Below are 13,374 nucleotides of genomic sequence, written 5' to 3' on the forward strand. Positions count from 1 at the left end.
GGAAAACGATATGGCCCTGCTCGATCCCCCCACAAGACGCCTTCCCGACCGCCTCGGCCTTGATGGCGACGGCAGCGTGCAGGTGCAGATGGACCCCAACGACCGGATCGGTACCGCCAAGGTGTTCGCCGTCTATGGCAAGGGCGGGATCGGCAAATCGACGACGTCGTCCAACCTCTCCGCCGCTTTCTCCCTGCTGGGCAAGCGGGTGCTCCAGATCGGTTGCGATCCCAAGCATGACAGCACTTTCACGCTGACCAAGAAGCTGATGCCGACGGTGATCGACGTGCTGGAAACGGTGAACTTCCATGCCGAGGAACTGCGGCCGGAAGATTATATGTTCGAAGGCTATAACGGCGTGATGTGCGTGGAGGCGGGTGGCCCGCCTGCGGGCACCGGCTGTGGCGGTTATGTCGTCGGCCAGACGGTGAAGCTGCTGAAGCAGCATCATCTGCTCGAGGAAACCGACGTCGTGCTGTTCGACGTGCTGGGCGATGTGGTGTGCGGCGGCTTTGCCGCGCCGCTCCAACATGCCGAGCGTGCCGTCGTGGTGGCCGCCAATGATTTCGACAGCATTTTCGCGATGAACCGCATCGTCGCGGCGATCGCGGCGAAGTCAAAGAACTACGATGTCCGCATGGCGGGCGTGATCGCCAACCGCTCCGCCGCAACCGACGAGATCGATCGCTTCAACGAAGCGACGGGCCTCAAGCGCCTTGCCCATTTCCCCGATCTCGATGCGATCCGCCGCAGCCGCCTGAAAAAGTGCACATTGTTCGAAATGGACTCGACGCCCGAAGTCGATGCCGCCTGCCTCGAATATAAGCGCCTCGCCGCGCAGCTTTGGGCCGGGTGCGAGCCGCTCGATGCGAAGCCGATGAAGGATCGCGACATATTCGAGTTTCTGGGGTTCGAATGATGGCGACCGGCACCTATGCCTCCTACCGCAGCCGTCTCGAAACCTATTTCGACCGGACCGCGAGCAAGACGTGGGAACAGCTTACGTCCGACGCGCCGGTCAGCGGTATTCGCGCCACGGTGCGCGCCGGGCGCAACAGCATGCGCGACACACTGCTGTCCTGGCTGCCGGCCGACATGCGGGGTCTGCGCCTGCTCGATGCCGGGTGCGGCACGGGCGCGCTGGCGGTGGAAGCGGCGCAGCGCGGCGCGGATGTGGTGGCGATCGACGTGGCGGGCAGTCTGGTCGATATCGCGCGCCGCCGCGCACCCAGGGGTTTGTCGATCGACTGGCGCGTAGGGGATATGCACGACCCGGCGCTCGGCCGTTTCGACCATGTCGTCGCGATGGACTCGCTGATCCACTATCCCGCCTTCGACATCGTCGATGTGCTCAAGGGCCTGTCGGAACGCACCAGCGGGTCGATGCTCTTTACCTTTGCGCCGCAGACGCCGCTGCTGATGGCGATGCTGACCGCAGGACGGCTTTTCCCGCGCAGCGACCGGTCGCCTGCCATTCTGCCGGTAAAGCACAGCCTGCTGCGCACCCTGATCGTCAATGCCATGCCGACCGCGCGCATGGGCCGCGACCGCAAGGTGCAGGGCGGCTTCTACACCAGCCACGCCATGGAGGTGCTGACGTCGTGACGCTCAGCCGCACCCAAGCCTTCTGGATTCGCATCGGCAACCGGTTCCTGCCGTTCGCCGACGCTGCCAGCGCGGAATTGCCGCTCGGTCGCCTGTTGCGGCTGTCGCTGTTCCAGGTGTCGGTCGGCATGGCCGCGGTGCTGCTGACAGGCACGCTCAATCGGGTGATGATCGTGGAGCTGGGCATGTCTGCCTCGCTGGTGGCGCTCATGGTGTCGCTGCCACTGGTGTTCGCGCCGCTGCGCGCCCTGATCGGCTTCAAGTCCGATCATCACAGTTCCAAACTGGGCTGGAAGCGAGTGCCCTATATCTGGTTCGGCAGTCTGCTCCAGTTCGGCGGCTTCGCCATCCTGCCTTTCGCGCTGCTGGTGATGACCGGCGAAGGCCATGGTCCCGCCGTGTTCGGTCATGCCGGGGCGGCGCTGGCGTTCCTGATGGTCGGTGCGGGCATGCACACCACGCAAACCGCGGGGCTGGCGCTGGCCACCGATATCGCGTCCGCAGACACGCGCCCGCGCGTCGTCGCGCTGCTCTATGTCATGCTGCTGATCGGCGTGATGCTGAGCGCGCTTGTGATCGGCCAGCTCCTCAATGATTTCACGCCGACCCGGCTGGTGCAGATCATCCAGGGCGCGGCATTGCTGACCGTCGTTCTCAACATGGTCGCGCTGTGGAAGCAGGAAGCGCGCAGCCGCGCCGCCACGGCGGAGCAGGACAATCGCCCGAGCTTCGGCGAAGTATGGCATCTGTTCATTACCCAGCCGCGCACGAAGCGGCTGCTCTGTGCCGTCGGGCTGGGAGCCGCAGCGTTCAGCATGCAGGACGTGCTGCTCGAACCTTATGGCGGGCAGATCCTTGGCCTTTCGGTCGGCGCGACGACATCTTTGACCGGTCTGTGGGCCATGGGCATGCTCGGCGGTTTTGCGCTTGCCGCGCAAAAGCTGTCGGCACGGCGCGATCCCCATCGCTTGGCCAGCATCGGCGCGCGTTTCGGCGTTGCCGCCTTCCTCCTCATCATCCTGGCGGCCCCGATGCAGTCGGGCGCAGTGCTGGCGATCGGCGGGCTGCTGATCGGTTTTGGCAACGGCATGTTCTCGGTCGGAACATTGACGGCCGCCATGGCGGTATCCGACGAAGGCCGCAACGGCCTGGCGCTGGGGGCATGGGGCGCGGTGCAGGCGACCTGCGCCGGTCTCGCCATCGCCATCGGCGCCATCGCGCGCGACGTGATTTCCAGCGCGGCCGTGGCGCAATCGTTCGGGGATGCGCTTGCCGCACCGGCGACGGGCTATGCCTTCGTCTATGTCGCCGAAATACTTCTGTTGTTGGGGACGGTCATCGTGCTGCGCCCGCTCGTCGCCCGCCCGCTCACACCGCAGACCGAAGCACAAAAACGCTTCGGCCTCAGCGAATTTCCAATCTGACGGCCCAAGGAAGGGAAACTGGTCATGAACCCGCAAATCACCCAAGGAATAGATGTAGCGTCGCTTACGCTTTACGCATTTTTCCTCTTTTTCCTGGGGCTCGTCTTCTATCTGCGACGCGAGGACCGGCGTGAAGGCTATCCGCTGGAAGATGAAATGTCGGGTCGCATCGACACGCCCGGCGGGCCGCTGTCCACCGCCAGCCCGAAGACGTTCAAACTGCCCTTCGGCCATGGCACCGTTTCGGTTCCCAACGCCAAGCGCGACCCCTTCGACATCAAGGCCTATCGCACCGATCGCTTCGGCGGCGCGCCGATCGCGCCGACCGGCAATCCCCTGGTCGACGGCATCGGCCCGGCCGCCTGGGCGGAGCGCGCAAAGCGACCCGACATCGATTATGAAGGCCATGCGCGCATCGTGCCGATGGACACGGCCGAAGGCTTCTTCATCGCCAAGGGTGATCCCGATCCGCGCGGCATGCCGGTGCTGGGCGCCGACGATGCTGTGGCCGGGACCGTCACCAACCTTTGGATCGACAAGGCCGACCGCCTGGTCCGCTATCTTGAAATCGCAATCAATGGCGTGGCCGGGCAGCATGTTCTGGCGCCGATGACGATGGCGGTGGTGAACAAGCGGCGCGGCGTCGTCATCGTCGATGCGCTGCTCGCCAGCCAGTTCGCCGGTGCGCCCGCGATCGCCGCGAAGGATACCATCACCCTGTATGAAGAAGAGCGGATCGTCGCCTATTTCGGTGGCGGCTATCTCTATGCGACGCGCGAACGGCAGGAGCCTTTCCTGTGAGCATGGAACATGAGAATGAACCGGTGCCCGGATTGCCCGCGCACCTGCCGCCGGGCGAGCGCATCCTGTGGCAGGGCGCACCCGACTGGAAAGTCCTGGCGCGCACCGCCTTTCACACCCGTCTGGTCGCAGGCTATTTCGCGGTGCTGACCGTGGTGGCGCTGGCCGATGGCCTGCGCGCCGATGGCGGCGTGACCGGCTGTCTGGTCGGCGTGGCGGCAACGGCAGGTGTCGGGATCATCGGCGTCGGCCTGCTGCATCTGCTGGCCTGGGGCACGGCGCGCAGCACGCTCTACACGCTGACCAATCGCCGCATCGTCCTGCGCATCGGCATTGCCCTGCCCAAATGTATCAACCTGCCGCTTTCGCAGGTCGGCAGCATCGACATCGCCACGCGCGCCGACGGATCGGGTGACCTTCCGCTTGCCATCACGGGCGCGCAGCGGCTGGGCTATGCGGCGCTGTGGCCGCATGCCCGGCCGTGGAAGATCGCCACGCCGCAGCCGATGCTGCGCGCCGTGCCGAACGCGGCCGATATCGCGACGCTGATCGCCCGCACCTGCCTGGCCGCCAATCCCGCCGGACACATCGCCCCGGTTGCGGCACCCGCGCAGACCGCACCCGCCTATGGAGAGGTTGCCGCAGCATGAGTAGCGCCCACAGCCACGACAATATGCTGCCGCGTGGATCGCTGATGCTGGCCGGTGGGCTGGTGATCTTCGCGCTGGCGGCCACCGCGGCGGTGCGTCTGCTCGACATTCCTCCGGTCGCCTCGCCCGCCGCCTTGCGCGCCGAGGCCCGGATCGCCCCGGTCGAAACCCGCAGCCTGCGCTTCGACGATCGGTCGGACGGGGCAGTGGTGATTGTCGATACGACCAGCAATGCCACCGTGCATGTCATCCAGCCCGGCGAAAAGACGGGCTTTATCCGTGCGGTCATGCGCGGCCTGGCGCGCGACCGGATGATGCGCGGCATCGGATCGCAACCGCCCTTCACGCTGACCTTGTGGAAAGACGGCCAGTTGTCGCTGACCGACAGCGCGACCGGTCGCACCACGGAAATGACAGCTTTCGGCACCGACAATCGCGCCGCTTTCCTCGCCTTGCTGAAGGCCGGAGGCGCACCGCAATGAGCTTGTTCCGCCGCACCCGGTTCGAAACGCCCTGCCGCATCGAAGTGGAGCACAGCGACGTGCATTTCCACGCGCATGTCGAATTGCCCGACGGCCTCGCGATGAATCCGGGCGACAGGGTGCTGGTGCATGGCGCGCCGATCGTCGTCGGCTTTGGCGAGCGGCGGATATTCGACCGGACGGCCACCGTCGAGCGCGCCGGCACCGCCGAGCGCCTGTGGACGAAGTTTGCCGGGCATTTCGAAATGTCCGAACTCTACGAAGTCAGCTTCACCGAACGGAGGCTATCATGAACGCCGTCACGCCGATCGACACGACGGATGCGATGGAAATCGCCCGGCAGGACACGATCCTCGCCCCGCGCTTCTACACCACCGATTTCGACGCGATGGACCGCATCGACGTGTCCCCCGTCCGCGCGCAATGGGACCAGCTGATCGCCGAAATGGCGGCCGACCCCAACAAGCTGCACTTCAAGCGGACGGAAGCGTTCGACGGCGTGATCGAAAGACTGCCGGATGGCCTGCGCGAGGAGTTCATCGATTTTCTCGTCAGCTCGATGACGTCGGAGTTTTCCGGCTGCATTCTCTATGCGGAAATCGCCCGCCGCGCGAAGAACCCGGACATCAAGCAGCTTTTCCGCCTGATGAGCCGCGACGAAAGCCGCCATGCCGGCTTCATCAACGATACGCTGAAGGATGCCGGGATCGGCGTCGACCTGGGTTTCCTTACCAAGGCTAAGAAATATACCTATTTCCGGCCGAAGTTCATTTTCTACGCGACCTATCTGTCGGAGAAGATCGGCTATGCGCGGTACATCACTATCTACCGCCATCTGGCCCGCCACCCGGAGCTGCGCTTCCATCCGATCTTCAACTGGTTCGAGCAATGGTGCAACGACGAGTTCCGCCATGGCGAGGCGTTCGCCATATTGATGCGGACCGATCCCAAGCTGCTGACGGGCGTCAACAGGCTGTGGATCCGCTTCTTCCTCGTCGCAGTCTATGCCACCATGTATGTGCGCGATCACAATCGCCCCGCCTTCCACAAGGGGCTGGGCGTCGATCCGACCGAATATGACCACAAGGTGTTCGCGCTGACATCCGAAATCACCAAACAGGTGTTCCCGATCACGCTCGACAGTGACGGGCCGCGTTTCCGGCGGGGGCTGGAGCGGATGCGTTTCCTCGCCGCCCGGATCGACGATGCCAAGGCGCAGGGCGGGATCATCGGCGGGATCAAGCGGCTGGGCCGCACCGCGCAGGTGTTCGCCACCTTCGTCAATCTCTATCTGACGCCGGTCGTTCCCAATCAGGCACCTGCCGATATCCGCCTGGCGCCCGTCTGGTGAGCGTTGCACCGCTCTTCTTCGCACTGGTGATGTGGTTCATAGGCACGGCGGCCGTCGTCTGGCTGGACAGTCGCCCGCGCGCCACCTTCGCCCGCAGCTTTTTCTGGGCGGGGGTCGTCGCATTGATCGCCGTGGGCGCGGTGTGGTGGACGGCGGACGAACCGGCCGCATCGGGTGCTTATGTCGGCTTTGCCGCCGCCATTCTCATATGGGGCTGGCATGAAATGGGGTTCCTGATGGGCTTCGTCGCGGGATCGCGGCGCATCCCCTGCCCGCCCGAGGCCGCCGGATGGGCGCGGTTCCGTTTTGCCGCCGCCACCGTGATGCACCATGAAATCGCGCTTGCGCTGACGGCGCTGGGCCTGTTCGTGCTGACCTGGGGGCAACCCAATCAGTCGGCCCCGCTCACCTTCCTGCTGCTGTTCCTGCTGCGGCTGAGCGCCAAGTTCAACCTGTTCCTGGGCGTCCCCAATCTGTCGGACGAAGTGTTCCCGGAGCATCTGGCCTATCTCAAAAGCTATTTCCGCAAGGCATCCATGAACGCCCTGTTCCCCTTTTCGCTGATCGCCACCGCGGCGATCGCCTGGTGGGCGTGGGTCGCGGCCGAGGCGGCGACCCCAGCCAGTGAGAGCGCCGTCACGGCCACCTTGCTCTTTGGCCTTGCGGTGCTGGGCATCATCGAACATCTTTTCCTCGTGTTGCCCCTGCGTGACGCGAAACTGTGGACTTGGGCATCGTCATCTTCGGCGAAGGCAAAAGGCGCGGCGAAGGCCGCCATAAGTGACTGACTATCCGGGAGGGCATGCACATGGACTTTGAAGCATTTTTCACCAGCGAACTCGATACGCTCAAAGGTGATGGCCGCTACCGGATTTTCGCGGAGCTGGAACGCAAGGCGGGGGCCTTTCCGAAGGCGGCGCATTACACCGGCGAGGGCGTGAACCCCGTAACGGTCTGGTGCTCGAACGATTATCTGGGCATGGGCCAGCATCCCAAGGTGCTCGACGCGATGCATGCGACGCTCGACAAATGCGGCGCTGGCGCGGGCGGGACGCGCAATATTTCGGGCACTACGCACGCCCATGTGCAGCTGGAGCATGAGCTGGCCGACCTGCACAACAAGGAAGCGGCGCTGCTGTTCACCTCCGGCTATGTGTCCAACTGGGCGGCGCTCAGCACCCTGGCGGCGCGCATTCCCGGCTGCATCGTGCTGTCCGATGCGCTCAACCATGCCTCGATGATCGAAGGCATCCGCCACAGCCGGGCCGAGTGCCACCGGTTCGCGCACAACGATCCAGCAGACCTCGATCGCCGCCTGTCGGAAATGGACCCTGCCCGGCCCAAGTTGGTCGCTTTCGAGAGCGTCTATTCGATGGACGGCGACATCGCCCCCATCGCGGAGATCCTCGACGTGTGCGAGAAGCACGGCGCGATGAGCTACATCGACGAAGTGCACGCAGTCGGCCTTTACGGCCCGCGCGGCGGCGGCATTGCCGAGCGTGAGGGCCTGATGGACCGCATCACCGTGATCGAGGGGACGTTGGGCAAGGCCTATGGCGTGATGGGCGGCTATATCGCCGGATCGGCCGCGATGGTCGATTTCGTGCGCAGCTTCGCCAGCGGCTTCATCTTCACGACCGCCCTGCCCCCGGCTCTGGCCGCCGGTGCCTGCGCCAGCATCCGGCATCTGAAGGAAAGCAATGCCGAACGCGATAGCCACAAGGAGCGCGTGGCCCAGGTCCGCCGCCGTCTGGACGCGATCGGCATCCCGACGATCGACAATCCCAGCCACATCATTCCGGTGATGGTCGGCGATGCGCACAAGTGCAAGCGGATCAGCGACTGGCTGCTGGAGCATCACGGCATCTATGTGCAGCCGATCAACTATCCGACCGTGCCGGTGGGCACGGAGCGGCTGCGCTTGACGCCGTCCCCCGTCCACACCGATGGCGATATCGACCGGCTGGTCAAGGCGCTGTCCGAAATCTGGTCGATGTGTGAACTGGCGCGGCACGCGATGGCGGCCTGAGGCGCCTTCATCGCCGATCAGAAAAGCCCGCTTCCTTGGGGAAGCGGGCTTTTCTGTGTCCGGCGCTCGCCGGAGGGAACGGACAGGCGATGAAGCCGCTTGCTTCTCAGTCCTCGGTCAGCGTGGCGCGCAACCGGTGGACGAGCAGCCAGACGATCCCGACAACCACCGGCACCGCAATACCCGTCGCGACCTTCGGCTGGACGCCCGGCACCAGCGCGAACACATAGCTCAGCAACGCGACGAGATAGTAGCTGATCGCGACGACCGACAAGCCCTCGACGGTCTGTTGCAGGCGCAGTTGCAGTTGCGTGCGCTTGTTCATCGAGGCGAGCAAATCGCGGTTCTGCATGGCGAGCGCCGTATCGATCCGGGTGCGCAGCAGCGCGCTGGTCCAGGCGGTGCGCTGCGAGAGATCATCCAGCCGGTGTGAAAAGGAATCGCAAGTGCGAACCGCAGGCATCAGCCGCCGTTCGGTAAAGTCGGCCAGCGTCTGATAGCCAGTCACTGCGCCGACATGCAGGCTGCCCAACCGCTCGGTGCTGACCTGCGCATAGGCGCGCGTCGCGCTCATGCGATAGCGGGTTTCGGCGATCAGCCGGGCAAGTTCCGCCGACAGGAAGGTCAGCTCGTCGAGCAACTGGTCGTCCTTGGCCCCGCGCTCGGACACGGCGTGTGTCAGCGCCGCCAGCCGCCGTTCCAGACGCGACACGTCCGGCGTCAGCCGCTGCGCGAGCGGCAGGCCGAGTAGGGCCATGTTGCGATAATTGCCCAGTTCCTGCAATCGCGAGACAAGCTGCGCCGGTTCATCGCGCGACAGGCCCTGGTCGATCACAAGCAGCCGCCCGAAGCCGTCATCATGCAGGCGGAAGTCGGACATGATCCGCGCCTTGCCCCCCAGCACCTCGCACAGGATCAGCGCCTCATCCTCGAACCAGCCGCTCCAGGCGGTTCTGTCGGGCATCGGGGCATCAACCGGGAGCAGCGCGATCTGCGTCGCGCGGATGACTTCGCCGGGCATATTGGCGATGATCTCGTTCGCGACCGGCGCAAACCATTCCGGGTCGAACGGCGCGTCGAACGGGCCGTGGCGAATGAGCGTGTAGCTGGCGAACTCGGTGTGGCGTTCCCACACCAGCGTCACCTCGCCCATGGGCATCACGCCATATTTGGCGTCGGGCGGCAGGTGGACGCGATGGCGCGCGGCGATCGGCTCGATATGCGCGCGCGCCTCGCTTGCGGCCGTTTCGCCGAGCACGGTCACGATCTGCAACAGGCGGCAGGGCGGTGTCAGGCGCGGCAGGCGCCGGACGTGCATTTCCTCGGACAGCGAGGCCCGAAGGGGGTGGCTGCGCGCCGCAAGACTCTCCACGGCTGTGGCTTCCCTTCGGGCAGGAGGAAAGGCAGGGGCGCGATCCGTACCGCGCCCCCGCCCTTGCGGTATGCGCGGCTATTCCGTGCCGACCGGCTGAGTGCCCCCGACCGGTGCGGTGGCATTGGCGGCGTCGGCCGGATCGGCGGCATTATCCGCCGGCCCCGGCAAGGCCGCAGCCCGCATCGCAGGCGGCGCGCGCAGCACGGGATTGTCCGGCAACATGCTCACACCGTTCAGCGGCTTGTTCAGCCCCTGGTGACAGGTCGTGCAGTTCACCTTGTACACGTCGCCATGTGGACCCTTGCGATAGGCGGGGAACACATTCTGGAGCGATGTGATATATTCCGCATTGGTCTCACCCACCATGCGCAGACCATACCATGCCGTAGCGCGCTGACCCCGGCTGAGCGGCCAGGACGAGAAGGACTGGCTGTTGTGGCAATAGGTGCAGTTGACGCCCAGTGCCGTACTCATGTGCATCATCAGGCCATAGGTGCTTTCGGCATCCTTGGTCGAGGCCGTCTGCGCCGCGGTGGGATAGACGGTTTTCGAGGCAACCCGGATATTGTCGTTCTTCTGCCCGAGATAGGCCGCGAACGGATCATAGGGCAGCGAAGCATAGCCGACAGCCGGGTTCGGGGCGTTCTGCCCGAACTTGTTGCCGCGAATGCGCGTCGGCGTACCCGGCGCGTCGGACATTGCCCACATGTTCTTGGGCACAGCATTGCCCGCGTGGCAGGTGTAGCAGGTGACACCGGTCTGCTTCACATGGCTCGCATATTTGGTGTTGATGTTCCAGGTCATCTGGATCATCCGCCGCGCCACGATCTTGGTATATTTCTCGTCCGACGCGAGATTGTTCGGGTTGTGGCAGTAATTGCACCCTTCGGCCGGGGGCGCGACCCATTGCGTGATCGCCGCCATCAGATGATTGAACCGCTCCGCGCTCACACCGCCCAGCACCTGGACATTCTGGTAGCTTTCGGATGCCAGCGGGCCGCTATCCTCCGGCACGGCATAGGGCGGCGCGGGAATGGCGCTGGCCTTTGCCGTCGAGTCGGGGTCGTTGATCTGGTTGAGACCGGCACCCCGATAGCCGACCTGCGAGACGGTCTTGGGGCCAAGCTCGCATCCCGTCAGCAGGATGAGCGAACCCAGGGCCGCTCCCGCGGCGGCGGCATGTCTATATCCGTTCATTGTCCTGCTCCCGGCAGAGTGGCGGGGTCGATGGTGCCGGAGGCGGGATAGCTGGGGGCATAGCCATGATCGATGGCCCAGAGATACCAGTTGTCCACGACCGTTCCGGTCAACAGGATGCCGATGCCGCCGGTCAGCGGGGTCAGCACGGCGAACCACCAGGCCCAGCGATGGATCGATTCCATCGTCGCGTTGAAGCCCATGGTCCAGCGCCAGAACAGGGCGGCACGTTCGGACGCCGTTCCGCGATCGGTGATCTGCTCGATTTCCCGTTCGCCGCCGTAACGGCCGACCGCCAGAATGGTCGCACCGTGCATCGCGAAGAGCAGTGTCGACCCATAGAGGAAGGCGATCGAAAGACAGTGGAAGGGATTGTAGAAGAGATTGCCGTAGCGGATCGAGAAAGCCGCCGTCCAATCAAGATGGGGGAAGATGCCGAAGGGCACCGCTTCCGCCCAGCTTCCCATCAGCATCGGCCGGATGAAACCAAGGACGACCATCAGCCAGATGGCGCTCATGAACGCCCAGAAGATATGCGTGCCCATGCCCAATTCTTTGGCGCGGCGATAGGTGCGTGCCGCCCACAGCAGGACCGATGTGGTCATCAGGAAGCCGGCGATCTGCCACCAGCCGCCTTCGGCCAGCGGCACGAACATCTGGAAGCCATATTTGGGCGCGGGCGGTTCCAGCGCGAGCCAGAAGAGCTGGCGGACGAACTGCACCGGATCCCAGTTGACCGAAGCCCACATGTTGAGACCGATGATCTCGAAGGCCAACAGACCGCAGGCGAGTGATGCCATGCCGAGCGTGCCGAGATAGATCGGCCCGATCTGCGCATTGCCGAACTTGCCCATCCAGTAGTTGAAGCCTGCTCCGCCGATCCGCGGGAAGCTGCCGGGCGGCAGGGCCGGTCCCATTTCGGGCGCGGCGCGAAGCTGAACCTGGGTGAATATGTTTTGATAGCGTGCCATATGCGTTGCTCCCCTTTACGACCAGATCGGCAGGTTGAGCCACCAGGTCCACCATTCGGGCCAGCCACGGGACCAGAGCGGACCACTGATGATGATGCAGATCGCGCTCCAGAAACCGGCGGACAGCGCAAGGAAAAGCCCCAGGCGATGAATGCCGAGCGTACCCACCGAATAGCCGATGGTGTCGCGGAAAAATGTGTCTTCATATTCGGGCGACTTCACTTCGCCATTGCCCGGGCCCTTGGGGTCGGGGTTGACCGCCGACAGGATCAGCCCGCCGTGCAGCGCGAGGGCGAAAGTGGTGGTGAAGAAGAAGCTCACCGCCAGCATGTGCGCCGGATTATAATGGAAGTGGAGATACTGGTATCCGGTGTTCGACACCCAGTCGAGATGGGTGAAGATGCCGTAGGGAAAGCCAAAGCCCCAGGCGCCGAGCAGCCACGGACGGACCACGACCAGCGAGACATAGGCGAAGATTGCAACGGCAAAGGCAATGGGCACATGATAGCCCATCCCCAGCTTTCGGCAGATTTCCACCTCTCGCAACGCCCAGGAGGAAAAGGCGCCGATCGCGCAGATCGTGATGACCTGCCAGAAGCCGCCTTCGCGCAAAGGCGCGAGCGCCAGGCCATAACTGATATCCGGCGGCGCGATGCTGATGAGCCACGGGTTCCACGTCGGGCCGATCGCCGCGGCGTAGAAGATCAGCGCGGTGCCCAGGCTGGCGAAGATCGCGGTGGTGACGCCGAAAAATCCGACATAAAATGGACCTACCCAGAAGTCGAAAAGGTCGCCGCCGATCAGCGTGCCACCCCTGACCCGGTATTTCCGCTCGAAGCTTAGCAACGCCATAGCGATATCTCCCCCCAGCCGGTCCGTCGGCGGGTCTCTCCGTTAGCGCGATTTCAGTCGTCGATAATGCACCTGCCAGCCCGGAAATCGCGGCGGACTGAAGGTGTGTTCAAGTGGACGAGGCCGACAAAGCCCGTCCTCGTCCACTCGCAATTGCAGCAAAGGCGTCCGTCAGGTTGCCGGAGGTGCTGCGGGGGCCTCCATCGCCGCCGGTGCCTTTGCAGGACCGTCGAGCCAGTTGAACCGGTCGGTGCTGAGCAGGATGAAATGAATCAACAGTGCCAGCACGAACAGGAAGATCGCGAGGGCCGTCAAGGTCCTGCGCGGATCGAAGATCATCCATAGTCTCCACATGAGATGGTCTCCTTATGCCAAGAGTGAAGTGATGGCGGTGCTCGCCACGGCAACGCCGTGATCGATCATCGCATAGCCATCGGGACCCGGCAGCCACGGCCGCCAGCTCCATGCGAGGAAGTGCGCAATCACCGCCACTATCGTGAAGATAATGAAGCTGGTGATGAAGATCTTGTGGAACTCCTTCGCCTCTTCCGGGGTCAGGTAGGTTCCCGGCCCCAATCTGTCGTCTCTATTGTCCATCTTTCGTCTCCATTCTGCCCGACGTGTACGGAAACGCCGC

16 protein-coding genes are annotated in these 13,374 nt (G+C 64.3%); 10 read left to right on the top strand and 6 right to left on the bottom strand.

The genetic code is table 11. The features are described from left to right. The first annotated feature begins 10 nt into the window (after nucleotides 1-10). The 10 genes from bchL to hemA are packed head-to-tail and all read left to right on the top strand — an operon-like array spanning nucleotide 11 to nucleotide 8,342. A complete protein-coding gene (gene bchL, locus ENE74_RS12785; RefSeq protein WP_127691313.1) occupies nucleotides 11-919 on the top strand; it encodes a ferredoxin:protochlorophyllide reductase (ATP-dependent) iron-sulfur ATP-binding protein in 909 nt (302 codons plus the stop codon). Then, nucleotides 919-1,605: a magnesium protoporphyrin IX methyltransferase gene (gene bchM / locus ENE74_RS12790; RefSeq protein ID WP_127691443.1), complete on the top strand. Its 687-nt coding sequence runs from the start codon at nucleotides 919-921 to the stop codon at nucleotides 1,603-1,605. The genes bchL and bchM overlap by 1 nt, the downstream gene beginning before the upstream one ends. Continuing rightward, nucleotides 1,602-3,029, top strand: a complete 1,428-nt coding sequence (locus ENE74_RS12795; RefSeq protein ID WP_127691314.1) for a BCD family MFS transporter — start codon at nucleotides 1,602-1,604, stop codon at nucleotides 3,027-3,029. Before bchM ends, ENE74_RS12795 begins: the two co-directional genes overlap by 4 nt. Before the next feature lie 24 nt (nucleotides 3,030-3,053). After that, complete coding sequence (puhA, locus tag ENE74_RS12800; protein ID WP_127691315.1) at nucleotides 3,054-3,830, top strand: photosynthetic reaction center subunit H; 777 nt, start codon at nucleotides 3,054-3,056, stop codon at nucleotides 3,828-3,830. Nucleotides 3,831-3,832: 2 nt separating this feature from the next. After that, nucleotides 3,833-4,480, top strand: coding sequence for a photosynthetic complex putative assembly protein PuhB (puhB, locus tag ENE74_RS12805; protein ID WP_127691444.1), 648 nt, complete (start codon nucleotides 3,833-3,835; stop codon nucleotides 4,478-4,480). Then, nucleotides 4,477-4,962 carry a photosynthetic complex assembly protein PuhC gene (gene puhC, locus ENE74_RS12810; protein ID WP_127691316.1) on the top strand — a complete coding sequence of 162 codons (486 nt, stop codon included), beginning with the start codon at nucleotides 4,477-4,479 and terminating at the stop codon, nucleotides 4,960-4,962. Before puhB ends, puhC begins: the two co-directional genes overlap by 4 nt. Then, nucleotides 4,959-5,255, top strand: coding sequence for a hypothetical protein (locus ENE74_RS12815; protein WP_127691317.1), 297 nt, complete (start codon nucleotides 4,959-4,961; stop codon nucleotides 5,253-5,255). Before puhC ends, ENE74_RS12815 begins: the two co-directional genes overlap by 4 nt. After that, nucleotides 5,252-6,313: a magnesium-protoporphyrin IX monomethyl ester (oxidative) cyclase gene (acsF, locus tag ENE74_RS12820; RefSeq protein WP_127691318.1), complete on the top strand. Its 1,062-nt coding sequence runs from the start codon at nucleotides 5,252-5,254 to the stop codon at nucleotides 6,311-6,313. The genes ENE74_RS12815 and acsF overlap by 4 nt, the downstream gene beginning before the upstream one ends. Next, nucleotides 6,310-7,101 (top strand): putative photosynthetic complex assembly protein PuhE, encoded by a 792-nt coding sequence (gene puhE, locus ENE74_RS12825; RefSeq protein ID WP_127691319.1) that lies wholly within the window; start codon nucleotides 6,310-6,312, stop codon nucleotides 7,099-7,101. Before acsF ends, puhE begins: the two co-directional genes overlap by 4 nt. 20 nt (nucleotides 7,102-7,121) lie before the next feature. Next, nucleotides 7,122-8,342: a 5-aminolevulinate synthase gene (gene hemA / locus ENE74_RS12830; protein WP_127691320.1), complete on the top strand. Its 1,221-nt coding sequence runs from the start codon at nucleotides 7,122-7,124 to the stop codon at nucleotides 8,340-8,342. 106 nt (nucleotides 8,343-8,448) lie between these two features. Here the strand turns inward: hemA and ENE74_RS12835 are convergent, their stop codons facing one another. The 6 genes from ENE74_RS12835 to pufB form a co-directional block, all read right to left on the bottom strand. After that, a complete protein-coding gene (locus ENE74_RS12835) occupies nucleotides 8,449-9,714 on the bottom strand; it encodes a DUF3422 family protein (RefSeq protein WP_127691321.1) in 1,266 nt (421 codons plus the stop codon). Nucleotides 9,715-9,792: 78 nt separating this feature from the next. Continuing rightward, the gene (pufC, locus tag ENE74_RS12840) at nucleotides 9,793-10,914 is read right to left on the bottom strand and encodes a photosynthetic reaction center cytochrome PufC (RefSeq protein WP_127691322.1); all 1,122 of its coding nucleotides are present in this window, start codon (nucleotides 10,912-10,914) and stop codon (nucleotides 9,793-9,795) included. Next, entirely contained in the window at nucleotides 10,911-11,885 is a 975-nt protein-coding gene (gene pufM / locus ENE74_RS12845; RefSeq protein WP_127691323.1) for a photosynthetic reaction center subunit M, read from the bottom strand. Before pufM ends, pufC begins: the two co-directional genes overlap by 4 nt. A gap of 15 nt (nucleotides 11,886-11,900) precedes the next feature. Beyond that, nucleotides 11,901-12,737: a photosynthetic reaction center subunit L gene (pufL, locus tag ENE74_RS12850; RefSeq protein ID WP_127691324.1), complete on the bottom strand. Its 837-nt coding sequence runs from the start codon at nucleotides 12,735-12,737 to the stop codon at nucleotides 11,901-11,903. Nucleotides 12,738-12,908: 171 nt separating this feature from the next. Beyond that, entirely contained in the window at nucleotides 12,909-13,091 is a 183-nt protein-coding gene (gene pufA, locus ENE74_RS12855; RefSeq protein ID WP_127691325.1) for a light-harvesting antenna LH1, alpha subunit, read from the bottom strand. 12 nt (nucleotides 13,092-13,103) lie between these two features. Next, nucleotides 13,104-13,334 (bottom strand): light-harvesting antenna LH1, beta subunit, encoded by a 231-nt coding sequence (gene pufB / locus ENE74_RS12860; protein WP_127691326.1) that lies wholly within the window; start codon nucleotides 13,332-13,334, stop codon nucleotides 13,104-13,106. Nucleotides 13,335-13,374: the final 40 nt, after the last annotated feature.

It is taken from the genome of Sphingobium algorifonticola, from assembly GCF_004005485.1.
GTDB lineage: Bacteria > Pseudomonadota > Alphaproteobacteria > Sphingomonadales > Sphingomonadaceae > Sphingobium > Sphingobium algorifonticola.